Consider the following 16,080-nt stretch of genomic DNA (forward strand, 5'->3'; position numbering starts at 1 on the left):
CTTAAACATAGGCAGAAGACTACCTCAAAATTTAAGCGTTGCCGCATGTCCGGTGTTTGCGGGGGCCGACCCAGCCACGCAAGGATGTCTTACGCAACATGATGTACATATCCCGGAAGACGTCTCCATTGAAACGGACGACCTAGCTTGTCTGAGGCGCGGGAGCTGAGCGATGTCCGCATATGAGCGGCCTTTCCCGCGAGAGACAGCAAGCCTATAAAGTCGCACTTACCGTTCATCGCGTTCGCGCAATTTCGCGGATTCCCGCATGAGTGCTGCTATTACGGCTTCGCGCTTCTCTGGGAACCGCGCCGAGATGCAAGCAACGTTCATCGCTACCGTTGGGCGTCCCGGACCAAAGGAGATGCAAGTGGCTACGCCGGTCCCACCCAAGTCGGACTCGTCCGCCACTACACAGTAGCCATCGATACCCGCCTGTTGAATGATTTGCTCGATGCGCGTCGGGTCCGTAATTGTCACCGGTGTCCGAGCGACAATCTTTTGCTGAGTCAGCATCCGTTGCTTGGTCTCATCAGGCAACACGGAAAGCATCACTCGGCCCATTGCTGTGCAGAAGGCGGGCAAGAGCTGATTCACCGTAATCTCATATCGAATCGGTTGCTTGCAAAGGGTCTGTTTAATGACCTTCACCTCTCCGTCCTTGGTCATTATTCCAAGGCTGACAGATTCGTCCAGTTCCTCCGCAAGAAGCTTCATCACGGGCTCCGCCAGAGCCGAAAGTCGCGCGATGTGGTCGCCACCCCATCCGAATCCGTGGCTGCGGAAGTAAGGATTCAGCTCGTATGAACCCTGCTCGTTACGAACGAGGTACCCGCGCGCGCATAAGGTCTTGAGCAGACCGAAAGCGCTGCTCTTTGGCAGACCAAACGTTGACACCACGGTCGCCAGACTTGCACTGCCATCAATGCCGGCAAAGTACTCCAGAAGCTCTAGCACCCGCGCGGCTGACCGTACTTCACTCATTTCTCTCTCTTCATTTTCAAAAGGCAGCTTCGAACCTCCTCAGCTGCGACTCGACAGTAGCCGGGAATATTACGCGAAGCCGTTCGCTCCCGCGGCCGACACCAGGCCAGTCGCTTGCGAGCGCCGAGCCGAGGGGTTAACCCCAGTTGGCGCTCGAACGCCCGCGTGAAACTATGTTTATGTGCATGAACGATGTTCGTATATATGAACGATACCACAAAGGAACGCGCTCAGCGCGTCTGAGCCCAAGGAGGCGTTAGCGCATGGCAACTTCGAACACAGTGATGGGTCGTCACAAAATGGAAGCGACTCAAGCGCCGGTACGGCCCCGCAAGCAGCTAGCTGCGGCGATGATTGGCAACACGCTCGAGTATTACGACTTCATCGTCTACGCGTTCCTCGCGTCGGTGCTCGCCCGGAAGTTTTTTGCAAGTGGCGACGAAGTCGCCGGCCTGCTCGCGAGCTTCGCGACTTTCGGCGTCGGCTTTTTAGCTCGCCCGCTTGGCGGCGTCATCATCGGTCGCATTGCCGACACGCTTGGCCGCAAGCTCGCGCTTCAAATTACGATTTTCGGTATGGCTCTCGGCACCGTTGGAATTGGCTGCCTTCCGACGTATCAAGACATTGGCCTCGCCGCTCCGATACTTCTGGTGTCGCTGCGACTAATCCAAGGTTTGGCCGCTGGCGGTGAGTGGGGAAGCTCTACCTCCCTCATCGTCGAATCAGCCCCCGAGGGCAAGCGCGGCATCTTCGGCGCGTTCGGTCAGGCGGCAATTGCGGCATCGAACCTGCTTTCAAGCCTCGCTGTTGCCGGCGTCACTGCCATGTTCACGACGCAAGAGATGGATGGCTGGGCATGGCGTCTTCCCTTCCTGTTCGGTGGCGTATTGCTAGTCGTCGGCGTCTGGATGCGCCGGTCGCTGCACGAGACGCCGAAATTCGAAGAAGCACAGGCAGCCGGAGAGAAAGCTGAAAAGCCGACGAGGAAAGCTGCGCTTGCAGCGATGGGACGCGCCTTTGGCTTCACGATTATCTGGACGGTCTCGTACTACGTGATGCTCTCGTATTTGCCGACCTTCATGATGAAGCATGTCGGACTCACACAACTCCAGGCACTCGCGTCGAACTCCATCGCGCTCGTCGTTCTCGTTGCCATGACGCCTATCTCGGGCCTGCTGTCGGACCGTTGGGGGCGAAAGCCGTTGCTTCTTGCGTGCTGCGTGGTGTTCGCCGTTTTCGCCTATCCGCTCTTTTCGCTGCTGCTGGCGCATCCGAGCTTCGGCATGGCCGTCGCCATCCAAATCTTCTTCAATATTTTCATCGCAGGTTTCTCTGGCGCGGCCCCTGCAGCGCTCTGCGAAATGTTCCCGACCAAGTCGCGCACGACGCTTCTGTCCATCGGGTATAGCCTTGCCACGGCAATTTTTGGTGGCTTCGCACCGTTCATTGCGACCGGCCTCATTCAACAAACCGGTTCGCCGATTTCCCCCTCCTATTACCTGGTTGCGGCCGCCCTTATATCGGGATTCGTCATCCTCTGGCTCAAGGAAACCGCGCATAAGGCTCTCGATTAAACCAGCTTCAACACCATAGGTGAACGAACACATGGAAGGTGACATTCTCATTTGGGGCGCTGGCGCCATCGGCGGTACCGTTGGCGCCCACCTGCAAAAAGCTGGCTATGACGTGACATATGTGGACGTCGTCGAAGAACATGTCGACGCCATCCGAAACCCGGAAAAAGGCTTGGTAATCACTGGACCGGTCAGCATCCTGCGTGTCACCGGACCGGCTTTCACGCCGCAGGAGCTCAACGGGACTTGGAAGCGAATTTTCCTGTGCGTGAAGAGTCAGCACACGGAAGCTGCTGCAAAGCAACTCGAGCCGTTTCTTGCGAAGGATGGCTATGTCCTCTCTCTTCAGAACGGTCTTTGTGAGAGCTACATCGCCACGGTCGTAGGGGCAGAGCGAGTGGTCGGTGCGTTTGTCAACTTCGGCGCCGATTGGACCGGTCCCGGCGAGATTCTTTACGGAAATCGTGCCGCAGTCGTGCTGGGAGAGCTCGACGGTTCGTCTACGGACCGCCTGAAGAAGCTGCTCGAAGACATGAAGCACTTCGAGCCGGATGCCATCGCGACGGAGGACATTGACTCCTATCTCTGGGGCAAGTTGGCCTATGGGTCCATGCTCCACGCGCAGGCGGTGGGTGACCTCGGCATCGCTGACTGCCTCGCACGCCCCGAACTCCTTCCGTTGTGGCAGCAAATTGGCTCTGAGGTGATAAGCGTCGCAAAAGCCGAAGGCGTCCGTCCAAAGGGCTTCAATGGCTTTCGTCCAGAGGCCTTCCGCGAAGGCGCGCCGAAATCAGAGGTGGAAGAAACCGTCGACGAGATGGTGGCATTCAATCGTCCCAACGCCAAAACACATTCTGGAATCTGGCGAGACCTCGCCATTCGCAAACGCAAGACTGAAGTGGACATGCAAGTCGGCGAAGTCATCCGCGCAGGAGCTCGACATGGAATCAAGACGCCGACGCTCGCCGGGCTTCAGAAGATGATTCACGAAATTGAAGATGGCCATCGGGCAATGTCCGATTCCAATCTCCTGGAGTTGCTTGCATGAAACTAGATTTCTCGGGTCAGGTTGTCGCCGTCACAGGTGCTGGTAGCGGATTCGGACGTGCGATTGCGGCGCAGTTCGCAGACCTCGGAGCGAGGGTGTACGCCACCGACGTTAGTGATGCGGCGCTGAGTCCATTGAAGGGGCCCAATATCGAAACAGCCGTCGTCAACCTGCTCGACCGCAGAGCGTCGGCGCAATGGGTTGCTTCCATAGCAGAGTCGGCTGGGCGATTGGACGTAATGGTCAACAACGCCGGTGGAGTCATGGGTCAGGCACACAAGCCACTCGAGACGGTATCCGATGATGAGTGGGACCGTGTAATTGACATCAATCTAGGAAGCGCGTTCGCACTGGCGCGTGCGGTGACGCCTGTGATGAAAGCTCAGAAAAGTGGCGCAATCATCACTATTTCCTCGGGCGCCGCGCTTCAGGCATCGCTCACGGGCGTGCAGGCCTATTGTTCAGCTAAACATGGAGTCCTCGGGCTCACGCGACAACTCGCCCATGAGCTTGGGCCATTCGGCATCCGCGTCAACTCCGTCGCCCCTGGCTTTGTTCGCACGAACCCGGCGACTGAGGCGCAGTGGGACGCCATGGGGCCGGACAATCAAGCGGCGCTGATGCGCAGCATCGCACTTGGCCGGTTGGGTACACCCCAGGATATCGCGAATGTCACCGTCTTTCTCGCGTCGCCGCTCGCGTCATTCGTGAACGGCCAGATTATCTCTGTCGATGGCGGCAAGTAACCGTCCAGCACGCAAAAGGAATGAGCACTATGAGCATCGAGTCAAATCACGAAGAACTGAAGCCGTGGCAATGGGATGAGCAGCACTGGCGCGGGGTCTTGAACCATGTTCGTGCGGGACGCACCCTGCGCCCGAAAGCATGGCCAAACAATGCACCATGCGCTGTCGCGATTTCATTCGATAGTGACCATGAAACGAATGAGCTGCGCGATGGCGGCAAGTCCATCGGCAGAATGAGCTGGGGCCAGTACGGCAATCGGGTGGGCGTCCCCAATGTCGAAAAGGTCTTGAACAGGTTTGATGCAAGAGCGAGCTTCTACGTCCCGGCTGTTGCCGCTCTCACATATCCCGATGAGCAAAAGCGCCTCGCTGAAGCCGGTCACGAAATCGGCCTTCACGGCTGGATTCACGAACTGAACTCCGTGTTGCCTTACGAGGCCGAGCGAGACCTACTGTTGCGCGCATCGGATGCGTTGACGGCAATCACTGGAATTCGACCAGTTGGTATGCGTACGCCGTCGTGGGACTTTAGTCCCCATACGCTGCGTATCGCAGAGGAAATGGGCCTTGAGTACGACTCGTCGCTGATGGCGGACGTGGACTGTTACGAGCTGCTTCTCGACGGTCGACAAACCGGCGTCGTTGAGTTGCCTGTCGAATGGATTCGCGATGACGCCGTGTACTTCATGATGAACCGGTTCAGTGCATTGCGGCCTTATACGGCCCCGACCGACGTGTTGGACATCTTCAAGCGGGAACTGGACGCGGCGTTGGAGGACGGTGGCCTCTTCCAGCTGACGATGCATCCCCATGTTATCGGGGCACGCTCACGCATCTGGATTCTCGAAGAAATTCTTCGATATGCCCGTGAGCGCAAAGCATGGATTGCCACGCACTCAGAGGTTGTTCGATATGTGAAGAAGCACGCGGCTTAACGCGTCTCTTGGTATCGAGCATTTCCACCCAACGAATGCGAAAAACGGACGAACATGGTTTCTTATCAACCTCTGACCTACCCAGTTCATAACTGGACGGTCCGAAAGCCCATTGCCGAATCCTCGAAGGGCGTAGTGGCATCTCAGGTCTATGATGCGTCGGCGGCTGGCGTCGCAGTTCTCGAAGCTGGCGGCAATGCCGTTGACGCTGCTGTCGCGACCGCCTTTGCCCTTGCTGTCGTCGAACCTTGGAATTCCGGTCTCGGCGGCGTGGGGTTTGCGCTCTATCAAGGTCACGACAAAGGGACTGCGACGTCAATTCACTTTGGCCCGGTTGCGCCACGTAAGCTGCGGCCTGAGTTGTTCCCACTTACCGGACGTCCGGCCACGGACCTTTTTCCTTGGCCGCAAGTAGAGAACGACGCAAACTCCCACGGACCTTTGTCGTTCTGTCTTCCGACGGCGGTTGCGGGCTATGGCACGATGCTGGAACGCTGGGGGACCATGCCTCTCTCGGAAGTGCTGCAACCGGCCATCGTCCTTGCAAAGCGCGGGCTCCCATCGGACTGGTTCAGTACGCTGATGTTGGCGCAGGCCGCGCCGATAATGCGCAAATACGGCGAGACCGCACGCATTTTTCTGCGCGACGGATTGCCGCCGGTTCCTCCGTACCAAGGCACACCGGGCTTTCTCCCACTTGGTCGCATGTCCGAGACGCTCGAACGACTGGCTCATGCAGGCTGGCGCGATTTCTACCAGGGAGACTTGGCCACGTCCATCGTAAGGGACATCGCGGAGATGGGCGGCCTGATAGGCCGAGAGGAACTGGACGCTTATGAGGTTGAGACCGCTCATGCTCTTTCGGTGCCCTGGGGTGACTCGTCTATCCAGCTGTCTTCGGGGATGAACGCAGGGCCGACCCTTGCCGACGCTTTCAAAATGCTTGAGCCGCCAGTCTCACGACGCGAAGAGAAGCATCCTTCGGCTCAGTGGTATGTCGAGATAGCGAAGGCTCTCAAAGCGGCATACAAGAAGAGGCTTCACGAAGATAGCAGCGACCCGTCGGCGCCTAAGGGATGCACGACACATCTCAACGTGTGCGATGCGAAAGGTTCAATGGTTGCGCTGACGACGACGCTGCTCTCGTCAATGGGAAGCCGCGTGGTACTGCCGTCAACCGGTTTCGTCATGAACAATGGTGTGATGTGGTTCGACCCGAGGCCTGGCACTTCAAATAGCGTCGAGGGTGGCAAGAAAGCGTTGTCGAATATGTGTCCCGCAATCATTTCGCGCGATGGTCGCCCGGTCGTCGCCGGCGGCGCAGCGGGTGGCCGGCGAATCATGGCTGCAGTCGCCCAGTTGCTGCTATTGGTGCACGATTTCGACATGAGCGTGGGTGACGCGGCGCATTGCCCGCGAATTGACGTATCCGGACCTGAACAGGTCAGTGCGGACCGAAGACTGCCGGCACTTGTGTTGCACGCGCTACGCGAGCTTGGCGAGTGTGAGGTCGTTGACCACAACGTGCTGCCAATCAATTTCGCGCGTCCCAGCGTCATCGAGCGGTTCGATGGTCGAACGGCGCGCGGAGTCAGTGATGCGTTCTCGCCTTGGTCGGCGGCATTGGGTCCGCAGTAGGTAGGCCGTTCATCCTACGCAGGTACGGGACGGTGAATCGAAGGATTATCTCGCGTCAGGTTTCAGTGTTCAAACATAACGAACACACGAAATCCCTCGGAGTAGAGTCATTGCCAAGCGCAAACGGCGAGCTGCTAAAAACAGCGGAGGCGTGAATTGCGCTAGAGGTAGACATCCACTTCACGAGAGCAGAAAGGACGAGAATCGGTCTACACAGGACGCTGGGTAGACCGTTTTTCGTTGCGCGTCAATTCTGTTTCGCGCCGCAAGTCTTCGTTGGCTCAGGAAGTCCGCGTCCGACGCAGCGACCGAGAATCACCGATGCATCGGGTGTGAATCGCGGCGCCTATACGCCGCTCCCGTGCCGTCGACGTAACGCCTTGCACTGATAAAAGTAAGTCCCGTCTGAACGTGGACTTACTCCAACAGGAAACTTATCGAACGCTTAGAAGCGGTGGCGAATGCCGACAAGGGCAACTGTCTGCCGGTCGCTGTTCGAAGCAGTCGCGCCAAAAAGCGCTGCAGTGGCGGCCCGACCGGTCGAGTCGATGCCATTCGCTTTCTGATAGAAGACCAAGGCGTAGACGTCCGTCCGTTTTGAAAGCAGGTAGTCCGTGCCAACGTTGACCTGATGGTAGTCGGCGCCGCCGCTTCCATTGTTTCCGCCATTGCTCGTGTAAGCATAAGAAACGCCAACGCTGAGGCTCGGGGTGAATTGATACTTCACGTTGCCTTCATAGGAGTTGAAAGCAGCTGTACCGCGATAGGCGTTCTGAGCAGCCGTCATTCCAGTCACCCCTTGCGTTCCGAGGGAGCCGAATCGAGTGTTGCTGTACACGACGGACAGAGTCGCGTTGCCAAGAACGTATGAGCCGCCCGCCGCAAAGATGTTTTGGGAGCCTGCCGTTGCGTATCCTGAGTAGACCGGGCTTCTCATATTGCTGGCGGTCGTACTGTCGTTCGCCTTATTGCCGAAGAACGAGAAGTTGGGATTGTGCGTCGATTGATAGCCGACCGCCATCTTGAATGGACCGATGCCATAGGAGGCGGCGAGCGCCCAGATTTGATTCGTGCCGACGGAGCCAGGGCGACCTCCGAGGCTATACATGCCGCCAAACTGCAGCCCGTTATAAGAAGGACTTTGGTACTTGATAAGATTGTTCGCGCGGTTTGTGCCGTCTAGGTTGTCGACATCGCCCGGATGGGCGCCGAAACCTGCTCCGGCCGCCGCCCACGCTAGACCTGATTCGAAAGGACCGACGAAGTCGTAGACCGTCGTGTACTGACGGCCGAGTAACACGCTACCATAGGTGTTAGACGACAGCCCAACATATGCCTGCCGCCCAAATTCCGTTCCGTTTTGACCGATAGTACCGTTAATACTGCTGAACCCAGCCTCAAGGCGCATCACCGCCGAAATTCCGCCGCCAAGGTCTTCGACACCAGTCATACCCCATCGGTTGCCCGACATGTTCCCGCTCGACATTGCGTACTGCCGTTCACCGCCGGCGTTTGAGTTGTAGATGAAACCGGTGTCGACAATGCCGTAGAGCGTGACGCTCGACTGAGCCATCGCAGACGACGCGACGACGCAAGCGCCCGCGGCAAACAAAAACTTTCTCATTAGGTGTCCTTAGTCTTAGCGTAGTGGAGGCGCAGTCCGTCTAGCCGTCCCGCGTGCATTGCAGTGTGAGAGGGTCGTCGCCTGCGGCACTGTGCCGTTCACCATGTCAGGCGAGCGCCATCTTTCGTGCGCCGCTAGATTACTATAAAGAATATAGGAAATAGAATGGTTGCACGCCTTCGTCGGGCCCGGGAATTACCCTTAGCCCGCCTCTGTCAGGGGCATCCGCGCCGAAAACGAGTCGAACGGCTCGCTATTTCCTGTAAACTGTAAAGAAATAGCAAATGGACGTGTTCATGACGTTTGACGATATGGCCGAGAAATCGGACTCTCCAGTACCCGTTGTTTTGACCAGACTGGACCAGGAGGCAGCAGCGCCGCTTTGGGAGGTGGTCAAACGACAATTGTCTGAGGCTATCCTGATGGGACGGTGGGCGCCCGGAAGCTCCCTTCCCAGCGAGGTCTCGCTCGCACAGCAACTCGGAGTCGCCGTTGGGACGGTCCGCCGCGCGCTTGGGGAACTTACGAAAGAGGGCCTTATCAGTCGTCGTCGCAAGACAGGTACGGTTGTGACCGGCCGGAGCCCCCACCACAATCTGCGCAACTTCTACCAGTACTTCCGCCTTCACCGCCGCGACGGAGCTCTGCAGCGCTCGGAGCCCCGCGTCGTCGGGCTCGGTAGGTCAGTGGCGACAAAGGTCATTCGCGAGCGACTTCAATTGGACGAAGGCGAGGAGGTAGTTACGCTCGAGCGCATCCGCTCCGTTGATGGCAAGCCGGTGATACATGACACGTACGTTGTTCCGGCATCGCGAGTTCCAGACTTCCCGATGTCGGCTGCAGAAGTCCCTCAACTGCTCTACGTCTTCCTGCTCGAGCGGTACGGAATTCGGCTATCCGCGGTGCGCGAAGAGTTGCGTGCGTCGCTTGCAACTGAGCGAGACTGTGAGTATCTGCGACTCACGCCGCCCGCCGCCGTACTTGAAATCGAGGAGGTCGCGTACGACCAGTCCAACGTGCCGGTCATCTACGGAACGCGCCGGGCTTCCACCGAAAACCATATGTACGTCAACGAAGTCCGCTAGTAAGCCGCGGCCACGCCGCCGACTCAATTCACAGCCTGAGGCCCCGGCTCGACTTGTCGAGCCGGGGCCTCTTACTTTTGTGGCCCTCCTAGGGTTGCCCCTAGAACGCTATTCCTGTCTATTTCTATATAGTTTAGAGTATTGAAGATAAGCGAGCAGCGATTTGCGGCTAGCGGTTCACACATGAGGCAAATCATGGTCGTCCCCCAGTTTTCTTCTGACGAATTCGTTAGTCGGCTCGCCAAGATACGCGAAGCCATGAAAGAGCGTGCTCTCGACGTGGTCATCGTCGACGATATCGAAATCGTCGCGTACTTCACCGGTTACGAGCGCTCTATCAGCTCCTACCGCGCATGCTTGCTCCCGCTGAACGGCGAGCCGGTAATGGTCCTTCGCTCCCTTGATGTCGCTCCGTTCCGAGAGAGTTCGTGGTTCTCAAACAGCGTCGGATACATAGACGGAGAAGATGCCGTCGAACTTGTAGCCAAGACGCTCATCCTTCATGGACACGAAAAGGCACGAATCGGCGTCGACAAGAAGAGCCACGGCATGACCGTTTCCACGTTCGAGACCCTGACCCGAATGCTCCCGGGCGCGACGTTCGTCGACTTGGCAGGACTGCCGTGGGACTTGCGATTGGTGAAATCGGCATTGGAGGTCCAGCACATACAAGCCGCCGCCGCAATCGCAGACGAGACGCTGAACGGCATCTTCAAGATAGCCAAGCCGGGGATTACCGAGCGTATGGCAAGCGCTTTCGCTGCACGTCGTTACATTGAGCTTGGCGCACTGCCCGACCACGTCGGGCCAGTCACCGCGGGACGCGGATGGGACTTTCTTCACGGTCACTTGCACGATAACCCGCTGCAAGAAGGCGACGTATTGCACTGCGAGCTGGTTCCGCGGTTCCGTGGCTACAGCGGACGCCTCATGCGCAGCATCATCATTGGACGAGCGAGTGTTGAGCAGCGTGAGGTCGCGAACACACTGGTCAGATTGCAGGACAAGCAATTCGCGATGATGAAACCGGGTGCGAAAGCATCCGATGTCGACGCAGTGCTACGCCAAGGAGTCGTCGATAGCAGGTTGCGCGAGACCTACGACAACATCACTGGATACACCCTAGGGTTTTACTCACAACAGCCCATTCGTTCGAGCGACTTCACTCGAACCTTCAGCCCCAAATCTGACTGGTTGCTCGAAGCCGGCATGGTGTTTCACATGTACACGTCAGCCCGGGGTATCGCATTCAGCGAGTCAGTCGTAATTGAAAAGGATTGCGCCCGGCGGCTCACACGCCTACCTCGTGCGCTCTTCGAAACCGCGGAGGGTTACCCCGATGACTTCAGAAGCGAGGGGTAAGCCAGCGATATTGGTCAATGGGAGGGTCGGTTCCTCGACCCAAGTCAATCAGCTTCTTGTGAGTAACGGGTATGCCTAGTATTAGCGGAATTAACCGCAGACAGTTCCTCGTAGGCACGGCGGCGGCTGCCGCCGCGTTCAGCCTAAGTTCAGGACTAGCGTTCGGCGCGAGCGCGAAGCGTGGCGGCACTCTAAGGGTAAGCGTCGACCAGGCGATGGCAAAGCTTAATCCCCTGATAGCTCGGGTGACTCCGGAATATCTGGTGTCGGAGCTCTTGTACTCTGGGTTGACGCGCCTCGGCGAGGGCATGCTGCCCGTACCAGACCTCGCTGAGTCGTGGAGCTCGAACCCGGAACTCACGGTCTGGACCTTCAAGTTGCGGCAAGGCCTGGTCTTTCACGACGGCTCCTCCTGTACATCTACCGACGTCGTTGCGTCTTTTGTCGCGATTCGGGACGCGAAGACCGGCTCACCTGGCCGCCAGAACGTCGGCCCTATCGACAAAGTTAGAGCTCTGGATGCACACACCGTCGAGTTCACTTTGTCGGCTGCCTATGTCGACTTCCCGACGGCCTTGGCGTTTCCGAACGCAAAGGTCGTCCCCGCAGCAATATTGCAGTCAAATCCGGGTGCGCTCACGCGCACGGCGGTCGGGACCGGACCGTTCAAGCTGACATCGTTTCATCCCGACCGCGTCATCACCATGGTCCGCAACGAGAAGTATTGGGACCCGTCCCGCCCTTACCTCGACGGAATCGAGATTCGTGTTTATCCTGACCCAGCCGCCGAGGGCTCCGCGCTCCTATCGGGTGACATTGACCTGATGACCTTGGTGCGCCCGACTGAGTTCGCGCGTCTCAAAGATGCGCCGGACGTCCAGGCGCTTCGTATGCCGTCTGGTCAATTCTGCAACGTGAATATGGGCTGCAACCAAAAGCCGTTCACGGACCCGCGCGTGCGTCAGGCGCTCGCACTCACCATTGACCGTAAGGTCATGGTCGACTTCGTGGCTGAAGGTTACGGTCAACCCGGTAATGACAGCCCGATTAGCAGCGCATTTAACTTCTATGCGCCGTCGCAACTGAAGAAACCGAACATTGCGACGGCCAAAAGGCTTTTGGCAGACGCGGGGTATCCGAACGGCGTCGACCTCACGCTGATTGCGTCCGATAGCCCAGCGATTCGCACGCAGATGGCTGTCGCGATGGCGGAAATGGCGCGTCCGGCAGGCTTTCGCATTTCCGTTCAGACGATGCCTCACGCCACCTATCTCGAGCAGGTCTGGAAGAAGGGCGCCTTCTACGTCGGCTATTACACGATGCAACCGACGGTCGACTCGGTCTTTTCGCTGCTCTACACGTCCACTGCTGCTTGGAATGAAACGCACTGGAACAACAAGGAGTTTGACCAACTGGTCATTAAGGCGCGCGGAACAGCTGACAATGCGCAGCGACAGGAACTGTACTCGAAGGCCCAACAGATGATGGAAGACGATGTGCCCTCCATCATCCCAGTCTTCTTCGACATTCTGCGTGCCAAGCGTCCAAACGTACACGGCTACAAGATTCATCCCCGTGGCCTCGTGTTTCGCCTTGACTATGTCTGGCTTGACGACAGCCTGAAGGCCAGCGCCTAAGCGCCCCCGTTGGAAGGAGAAAATCTTGTCTACCAGTTATCTAATAAAACGTTTGGGACTGAGCCTGTACACGCTCTTTTTGGTCTCGGCAATCGTGTTTCTTATCACCCAGGTTTTGCCCGCCGACCCTGCAGTAATGCTGCTCGGCGAGAACGCAACGCCTGATGCCCTCAATGCCATCCGACAGGAAATGGGGCTGGATAAGCCTGTGTACGCGCAGTACGTTACGTGGCTGATGCAGGTTCTACATGGCAACCTCGGTCTGTCGATGCGAACGGGTGAGCCAGTAGCGTCGATGATGTTCGATGCACTGGGTCGCTCGCTGACCTTGGCTGTGTTTTCGATTGTCTTCATGCTTGCTGTCTCCATTCCGCTCGGCGTTGTCGCAGCGGTGCGCCGGGGGAAGGCGGCTGATTTCATCGTCAGTATCGTTTCATACGCGGGTGTGTCTTTGCCCGAATTCGTGACCGCGTCGGTTTTCGCGTTGGTCCTCGCCGATTATCTGCACCTGCTGCCCGCCGCGGGCTACGTTCCGATTTTCGACGACCCGGCTCGCGCAATTCCGAGGCTGATTCTTCCGGTGCTGACCATCTCGGTCATCCTGGTTGCGCACGTTTCCCGGATGGTGCGTTCGGAGTTGGTAGACGTTTTGCACACCGACTACATCCGTGCTGCCCGACTCAAGGGACTGTCTCGCCAGACGGTGCTCTTCAAGCACGGATTGCGCAACGCGCTTTTGCCAACCATCACTATCGTTGCGCTGGACGTCGGCTATCTCCTCGGTGGCGTGATTGTGGTCGAGGAAATCTTTGCAATTCCCGGTATCGGCCGCCAGTTGATTGTCGCCATCCAGACTCGCGACCTTCCCGCGATTCAGGCAGGCGCGCTCATTATGGCGGGCACGTATTGCATCGTTAATTTGGTGGCAGACATGACTTACGCCGCGCTCGATAAGAGGATTCGCTATGAATGAGTTCTTTGGACGTATGAGGAAGTCCCCGCAGGGGCTTGCCGGTTTAGTGCTTATTGGCGTTGTGCTCATCCTAGTGTTGTTCGGTCCGCAACTCGCTCCGTACAGTCCTACCGAGATGTCGGTGTTCATGCGTTACCGGGGGCCGGGGTTGGAGCACCTGTTTGGGACTGACCAATACGGTCGAGACATACTCAGCCGCGTCATGTACGGCGCTCGCTCAACAGTCCTGCTTGCGTTCATCGCGACGATGCTCGGAACGCTCGCCGGCGCCTTGATTGGAACAGCGTCGGCATTCTTGGGCGGGCGCTTCGATGAGTACATCATGCGGACGATTGACGCCGTCATGTCGATTCCGAGCTTGCTGTTCGCGCTGCTCATTGTGAACTTGCTCGGAAAGAGCAGCTTGAATGCGGTGCTTGCGGTCGGCATTGCTTTCACACCCAGCATGGCGCGTATCACCCGTTCCGTTGCCCTCTCAGTACGCAAACAAGACTTCGTCAATGCGGCCATCGCACGCGGCGAGAGTAGCTGGTATGTCATCGTGCGCGAGATGCTTCCGAACGTTGTTGCTCCCATTGTCGTTGAGACGACCATCCGCGTGGCCTTCGCCGTGATGCTGTTCGCGACGTTGAGCTTCCTCGGCCTCGGGGCTCAGCCGCCCGCAACGGAGTGGGGTTTGATGGCAGCTGAAGCGCGCTCCTATATGCATCTCAGTATCTGGATGATTATCTGGCCGAGCGCCGCGGTTGCTCTCGTTGCAGTCGGCTTCAACCTGCTGGGCGATGGTCTGCGCGATGCGCTGAATCCCCGAACGTAAGGAACGTCAATGAGTCCGGTTCTTGAAATAAAAGACTACTCTCTCGACTACGAGACGCCGCGCGGGGTCTACCACGCGCTGAGCCAGATAAACCTGGCCATTCACAGCGGGGAAGTGCTTGGTCTTGTCGGGGAGTCTGGTTCGGGAAAGACCTCGCTTGCGTGGGGCGTCATGCGCTACATGGCAAAAAACGCCCGCGACGTGAGCGGCACCATTTCACTGGGCGGCGAAAACTTGCTCAAGAAGTCCGAAGCGGAGATGAACTCGCTTCGGGGCTCGCGTCTTGCCATGGTGTTTCAGGACCCCAGCACCTCACTTAACCCCAACCTCTCGTTGGGCGAGCAGCTTTCCGAAGTCATCGTCCGGCATCGCGGCCTCGACAAGAGGTCAGCATGGGAGGAAGGCATTGCGATGCTGGAGCGAGTCGGACTGAAAAGTCCCGTGAATATGATGAAGCGCTACCCGCACGAGGCTTCAGGTGGCGAGAAGCAGCGCGTCGTTATCGCGACCGCGTTTGCCTGCAAGCCCGAGTGCATCATCTTCGATGAGCCGACTACGGCGCTCGATGTTCTGACCTCGAGGCAAATTCTCGAATTGTTCGAGGTGCTCCAGGCGGAAACCAACGTTGCCTCCTTATATATCTCGCACGACCTTGCGCTGGTGTCGAAGGTTGCGAACCGTGTGGCCGTCATTCACAAAGGCGTCATCGTCGAGCAAGGTGACGTCAAGCAGGTCTTCACGCACCCTGAACACGATTACACGAAGCGTCTTATCAGCGCGGTACCGCGACCTGACCATAGGCTGGTCGCCGTCGATTCTGCGAAGGCGCAAGATGTGCCGCTCTTGCAGGTCAAAGACGTGAGCGTTCACTACGGGCGAACTTCGGCATTCGCGCGTCTCTTCCGGAAGACGGACAACCGCGTTGTCGGCAACCGCAAGGTAAGCATCGAGATTAACGCCGGTGAAATCCTCGGAATCGTTGGCGAGTCGGGCTCTGGCAAGTCCACGCTCGCGAAGGCGCTTACTGGTTTGAACGATTTTGAGGGCGACGTGCGTCTCGAAGGACGCCCCATTACCGGTGTCAAAGCGATGGGGAAAGAGTATCGCAAAGACGTTCAGATTATCTTTCAGAACCCCGACTCCTCGCTCAATCCCCGTCAGCGCATCGGCGAAATTCTGTCGCGCCCATTGAAGCTGTACACGAATCTCTCTCAACGCGAGCAGCAGAAGAGGGTGGCTGAGATGCTTGAGCAGGTGCGCCTGCCCAGAGAGTACGTTAGCCGCTTCCCTCACCAGCTTTCAGGTGGCGAGAAGCAGCGCGTCGCTATTGCCCGGGCATTCGCATCCCGCCCGAAACTTGTCATCTGTGACGAAATCACGTCGGCGCTGGATGTGTCGGTGCAGGCGTCCGTCGTCGAACTGCTTGTCGAGCTCCAGCGCAGCTACGGAACTGCGTACATGTTCATCACGCATGACCTGAACCTTGTGCGGCAGATTGCTCATCGGGTTGCTGTGATTTATCGCGGAGACCTGGTCGACATGTTTTCAATGGGTGGCCTCCAGCAACCCGAGCGACATCCGTATACGCGCTCTCTGATGGATGCGGTCCCGACGCCCATCGGAAACTTCGAAGCAATTCCTCTCTGAGAGAAACGTA

Annotated in this window: 13 protein-coding genes; 11 read left to right on the forward strand and 2 right to left on the reverse strand. The window is 57.8% G+C overall.

Annotated features, from left to right (window positions below):
- Window positions 1-228 precede the first annotated feature (228 nt).
- Window positions 229-984 carry an IclR family transcriptional regulator gene (locus AWB74_RS36170; protein ID WP_061151419.1) on the reverse strand — a complete coding sequence of 252 codons (756 nt, stop codon included), beginning with the start codon at window positions 982-984 and terminating at the stop codon, window positions 229-231.
- Between the two features lie 263 nt (window positions 985-1,247).
- Here AWB74_RS36170 and AWB74_RS36175 point away from each other — a divergent pair, with 263 nt between their 5' ends.
- The 5 genes from AWB74_RS36175 to AWB74_RS36195 are packed head-to-tail and all read left to right on the forward strand — an operon-like array spanning window position 1,248 to window position 6,925.
- Entirely contained in the window at window positions 1,248-2,558 is a 1,311-nt protein-coding gene (locus AWB74_RS36175; protein ID WP_200822084.1) for an MFS transporter, read from the forward strand.
- 31 nt (window positions 2,559-2,589) lie between these two features.
- Window positions 2,590-3,606 (forward strand): ketopantoate reductase family protein, encoded by a 1,017-nt coding sequence (locus AWB74_RS36180; RefSeq protein WP_061151421.1) that lies wholly within the window; start codon window positions 2,590-2,592, stop codon window positions 3,604-3,606.
- On the forward strand, window positions 3,603-4,352 hold the full coding sequence (locus tag AWB74_RS36185) for an SDR family NAD(P)-dependent oxidoreductase (protein WP_061151422.1): 750 nt from the start codon (window positions 3,603-3,605) through the stop codon (window positions 4,350-4,352). Before AWB74_RS36180 ends, AWB74_RS36185 begins: the two co-directional genes overlap by 4 nt.
- A 29-nt stretch (window positions 4,353-4,381) precedes the next feature.
- Window positions 4,382-5,287 (forward strand): polysaccharide deacetylase family protein, encoded by a 906-nt coding sequence (locus AWB74_RS36190; RefSeq protein ID WP_061151448.1) that lies wholly within the window; start codon window positions 4,382-4,384, stop codon window positions 5,285-5,287.
- A 54-nt stretch (window positions 5,288-5,341) separates the two neighbouring features.
- A complete protein-coding gene (locus AWB74_RS36195) occupies window positions 5,342-6,925 on the forward strand; it encodes a gamma-glutamyltransferase (RefSeq protein ID WP_061151423.1) in 1,584 nt (527 codons plus the stop codon).
- A 445-nt stretch (window positions 6,926-7,370) separates the two neighbouring features.
- Here the strand turns inward: AWB74_RS36195 and AWB74_RS36200 are convergent, their stop codons facing one another.
- A complete protein-coding gene (locus tag AWB74_RS36200) occupies window positions 7,371-8,549 on the reverse strand; it encodes a porin (protein WP_061151424.1) in 1,179 nt (392 codons plus the stop codon).
- A gap of 284 nt (window positions 8,550-8,833) precedes the next feature.
- Between AWB74_RS36200 and AWB74_RS36205 the strand changes: the two genes are divergently transcribed.
- The 6 genes from AWB74_RS36205 to AWB74_RS36230 all read left to right on the forward strand — a co-directional run bounded on the left by AWB74_RS36205 (window position 8,834) and on the right by AWB74_RS36230 (window position 16,070).
- Complete coding sequence (locus AWB74_RS36205) at window positions 8,834-9,634, forward strand: GntR family transcriptional regulator (RefSeq protein WP_200822085.1); 801 nt, start codon at window positions 8,834-8,836, stop codon at window positions 9,632-9,634.
- Window positions 9,635-9,829: 195 nt separating this feature from the next.
- Complete coding sequence (locus AWB74_RS36210; protein WP_160110349.1) at window positions 9,830-10,996, forward strand: M24 family metallopeptidase; 1,167 nt, start codon at window positions 9,830-9,832, stop codon at window positions 10,994-10,996.
- 215 nt (window positions 10,997-11,211) lie between these two features.
- On the forward strand, window positions 11,212-12,633 hold the full coding sequence (locus tag AWB74_RS36215) for an ABC transporter substrate-binding protein (RefSeq protein ID WP_200822086.1): 1,422 nt from the start codon (window positions 11,212-11,214) through the stop codon (window positions 12,631-12,633).
- Between the two features lie 25 nt (window positions 12,634-12,658).
- Window positions 12,659-13,606: an ABC transporter permease gene (locus AWB74_RS36220; protein WP_061151427.1), complete on the forward strand. Its 948-nt coding sequence runs from the start codon at window positions 12,659-12,661 to the stop codon at window positions 13,604-13,606.
- Complete coding sequence (locus AWB74_RS36225) at window positions 13,599-14,423, forward strand: ABC transporter permease (RefSeq protein WP_061151428.1); 825 nt, start codon at window positions 13,599-13,601, stop codon at window positions 14,421-14,423. The genes AWB74_RS36220 and AWB74_RS36225 overlap by 8 nt, the downstream gene beginning before the upstream one ends.
- Window positions 14,424-14,432: 9 nt before the next feature.
- A complete protein-coding gene (locus AWB74_RS36230) occupies window positions 14,433-16,070 on the forward strand; it encodes a dipeptide ABC transporter ATP-binding protein (protein ID WP_061151429.1) in 1,638 nt (545 codons plus the stop codon).
- The last annotated feature ends 10 nt before the right edge of the window (window positions 16,071-16,080 follow it).

The sequence above is a fragment of the Caballeronia arvi genome (assembly GCF_001544695.2).
GTDB classification, from domain to species: domain Bacteria; phylum Pseudomonadota; class Gammaproteobacteria; order Burkholderiales; family Burkholderiaceae; genus Caballeronia; species Caballeronia arvi.

Coding starts and splice junctions, on each gene's coding strand:
- AWB74_RS36200 (WP_061151424.1), bottom strand. CDS start 8,549: ATGAGAAAGTTTTTGTTTGCCGCGGGCGCTTGCGTCGTCGCGTCGTCT.
- AWB74_RS36170 (WP_061151419.1), bottom strand. CDS start 984: ATGAGTGAAGTACGGTCAGCCGCGCGGGTGCTAGAGCTTCTGGAGTAC.
- AWB74_RS36230 (WP_061151429.1), top strand. CDS start 14,433: ATGAGTCCGGTTCTTGAAATAAAAGACTACTCTCTCGACTACGAGACG.
- AWB74_RS36215 (WP_200822086.1), top strand. CDS start 11,212: ATGGCAAAGCTTAATCCCCTGATAGCTCGGGTGACTCCGGAATATCTG.
- AWB74_RS36225 (WP_061151428.1), top strand. CDS start 13,599: ATGAATGAGTTCTTTGGACGTATGAGGAAGTCCCCGCAGGGGCTTGCC.
- AWB74_RS36195 (WP_061151423.1), top strand. CDS start 5,342: ATGGTTTCTTATCAACCTCTGACCTACCCAGTTCATAACTGGACGGTC.
- AWB74_RS36180 (WP_061151421.1), top strand. CDS start 2,590: ATGGAAGGTGACATTCTCATTTGGGGCGCTGGCGCCATCGGCGGTACC.
- AWB74_RS36190 (WP_061151448.1), top strand. CDS start 4,382: ATGAGCATCGAGTCAAATCACGAAGAACTGAAGCCGTGGCAATGGGAT.
- AWB74_RS36185 (WP_061151422.1), top strand. CDS start 3,603: ATGAAACTAGATTTCTCGGGTCAGGTTGTCGCCGTCACAGGTGCTGGT.
- AWB74_RS36175 (WP_200822084.1), top strand. CDS start 1,248: ATGGCAACTTCGAACACAGTGATGGGTCGTCACAAAATGGAAGCGACT.
- AWB74_RS36210 (WP_160110349.1), top strand. CDS start 9,830: ATGGTCGTCCCCCAGTTTTCTTCTGACGAATTCGTTAGTCGGCTCGCC.
- AWB74_RS36205 (WP_200822085.1), top strand. CDS start 8,834: ATGGACGTGTTCATGACGTTTGACGATATGGCCGAGAAATCGGACTCT.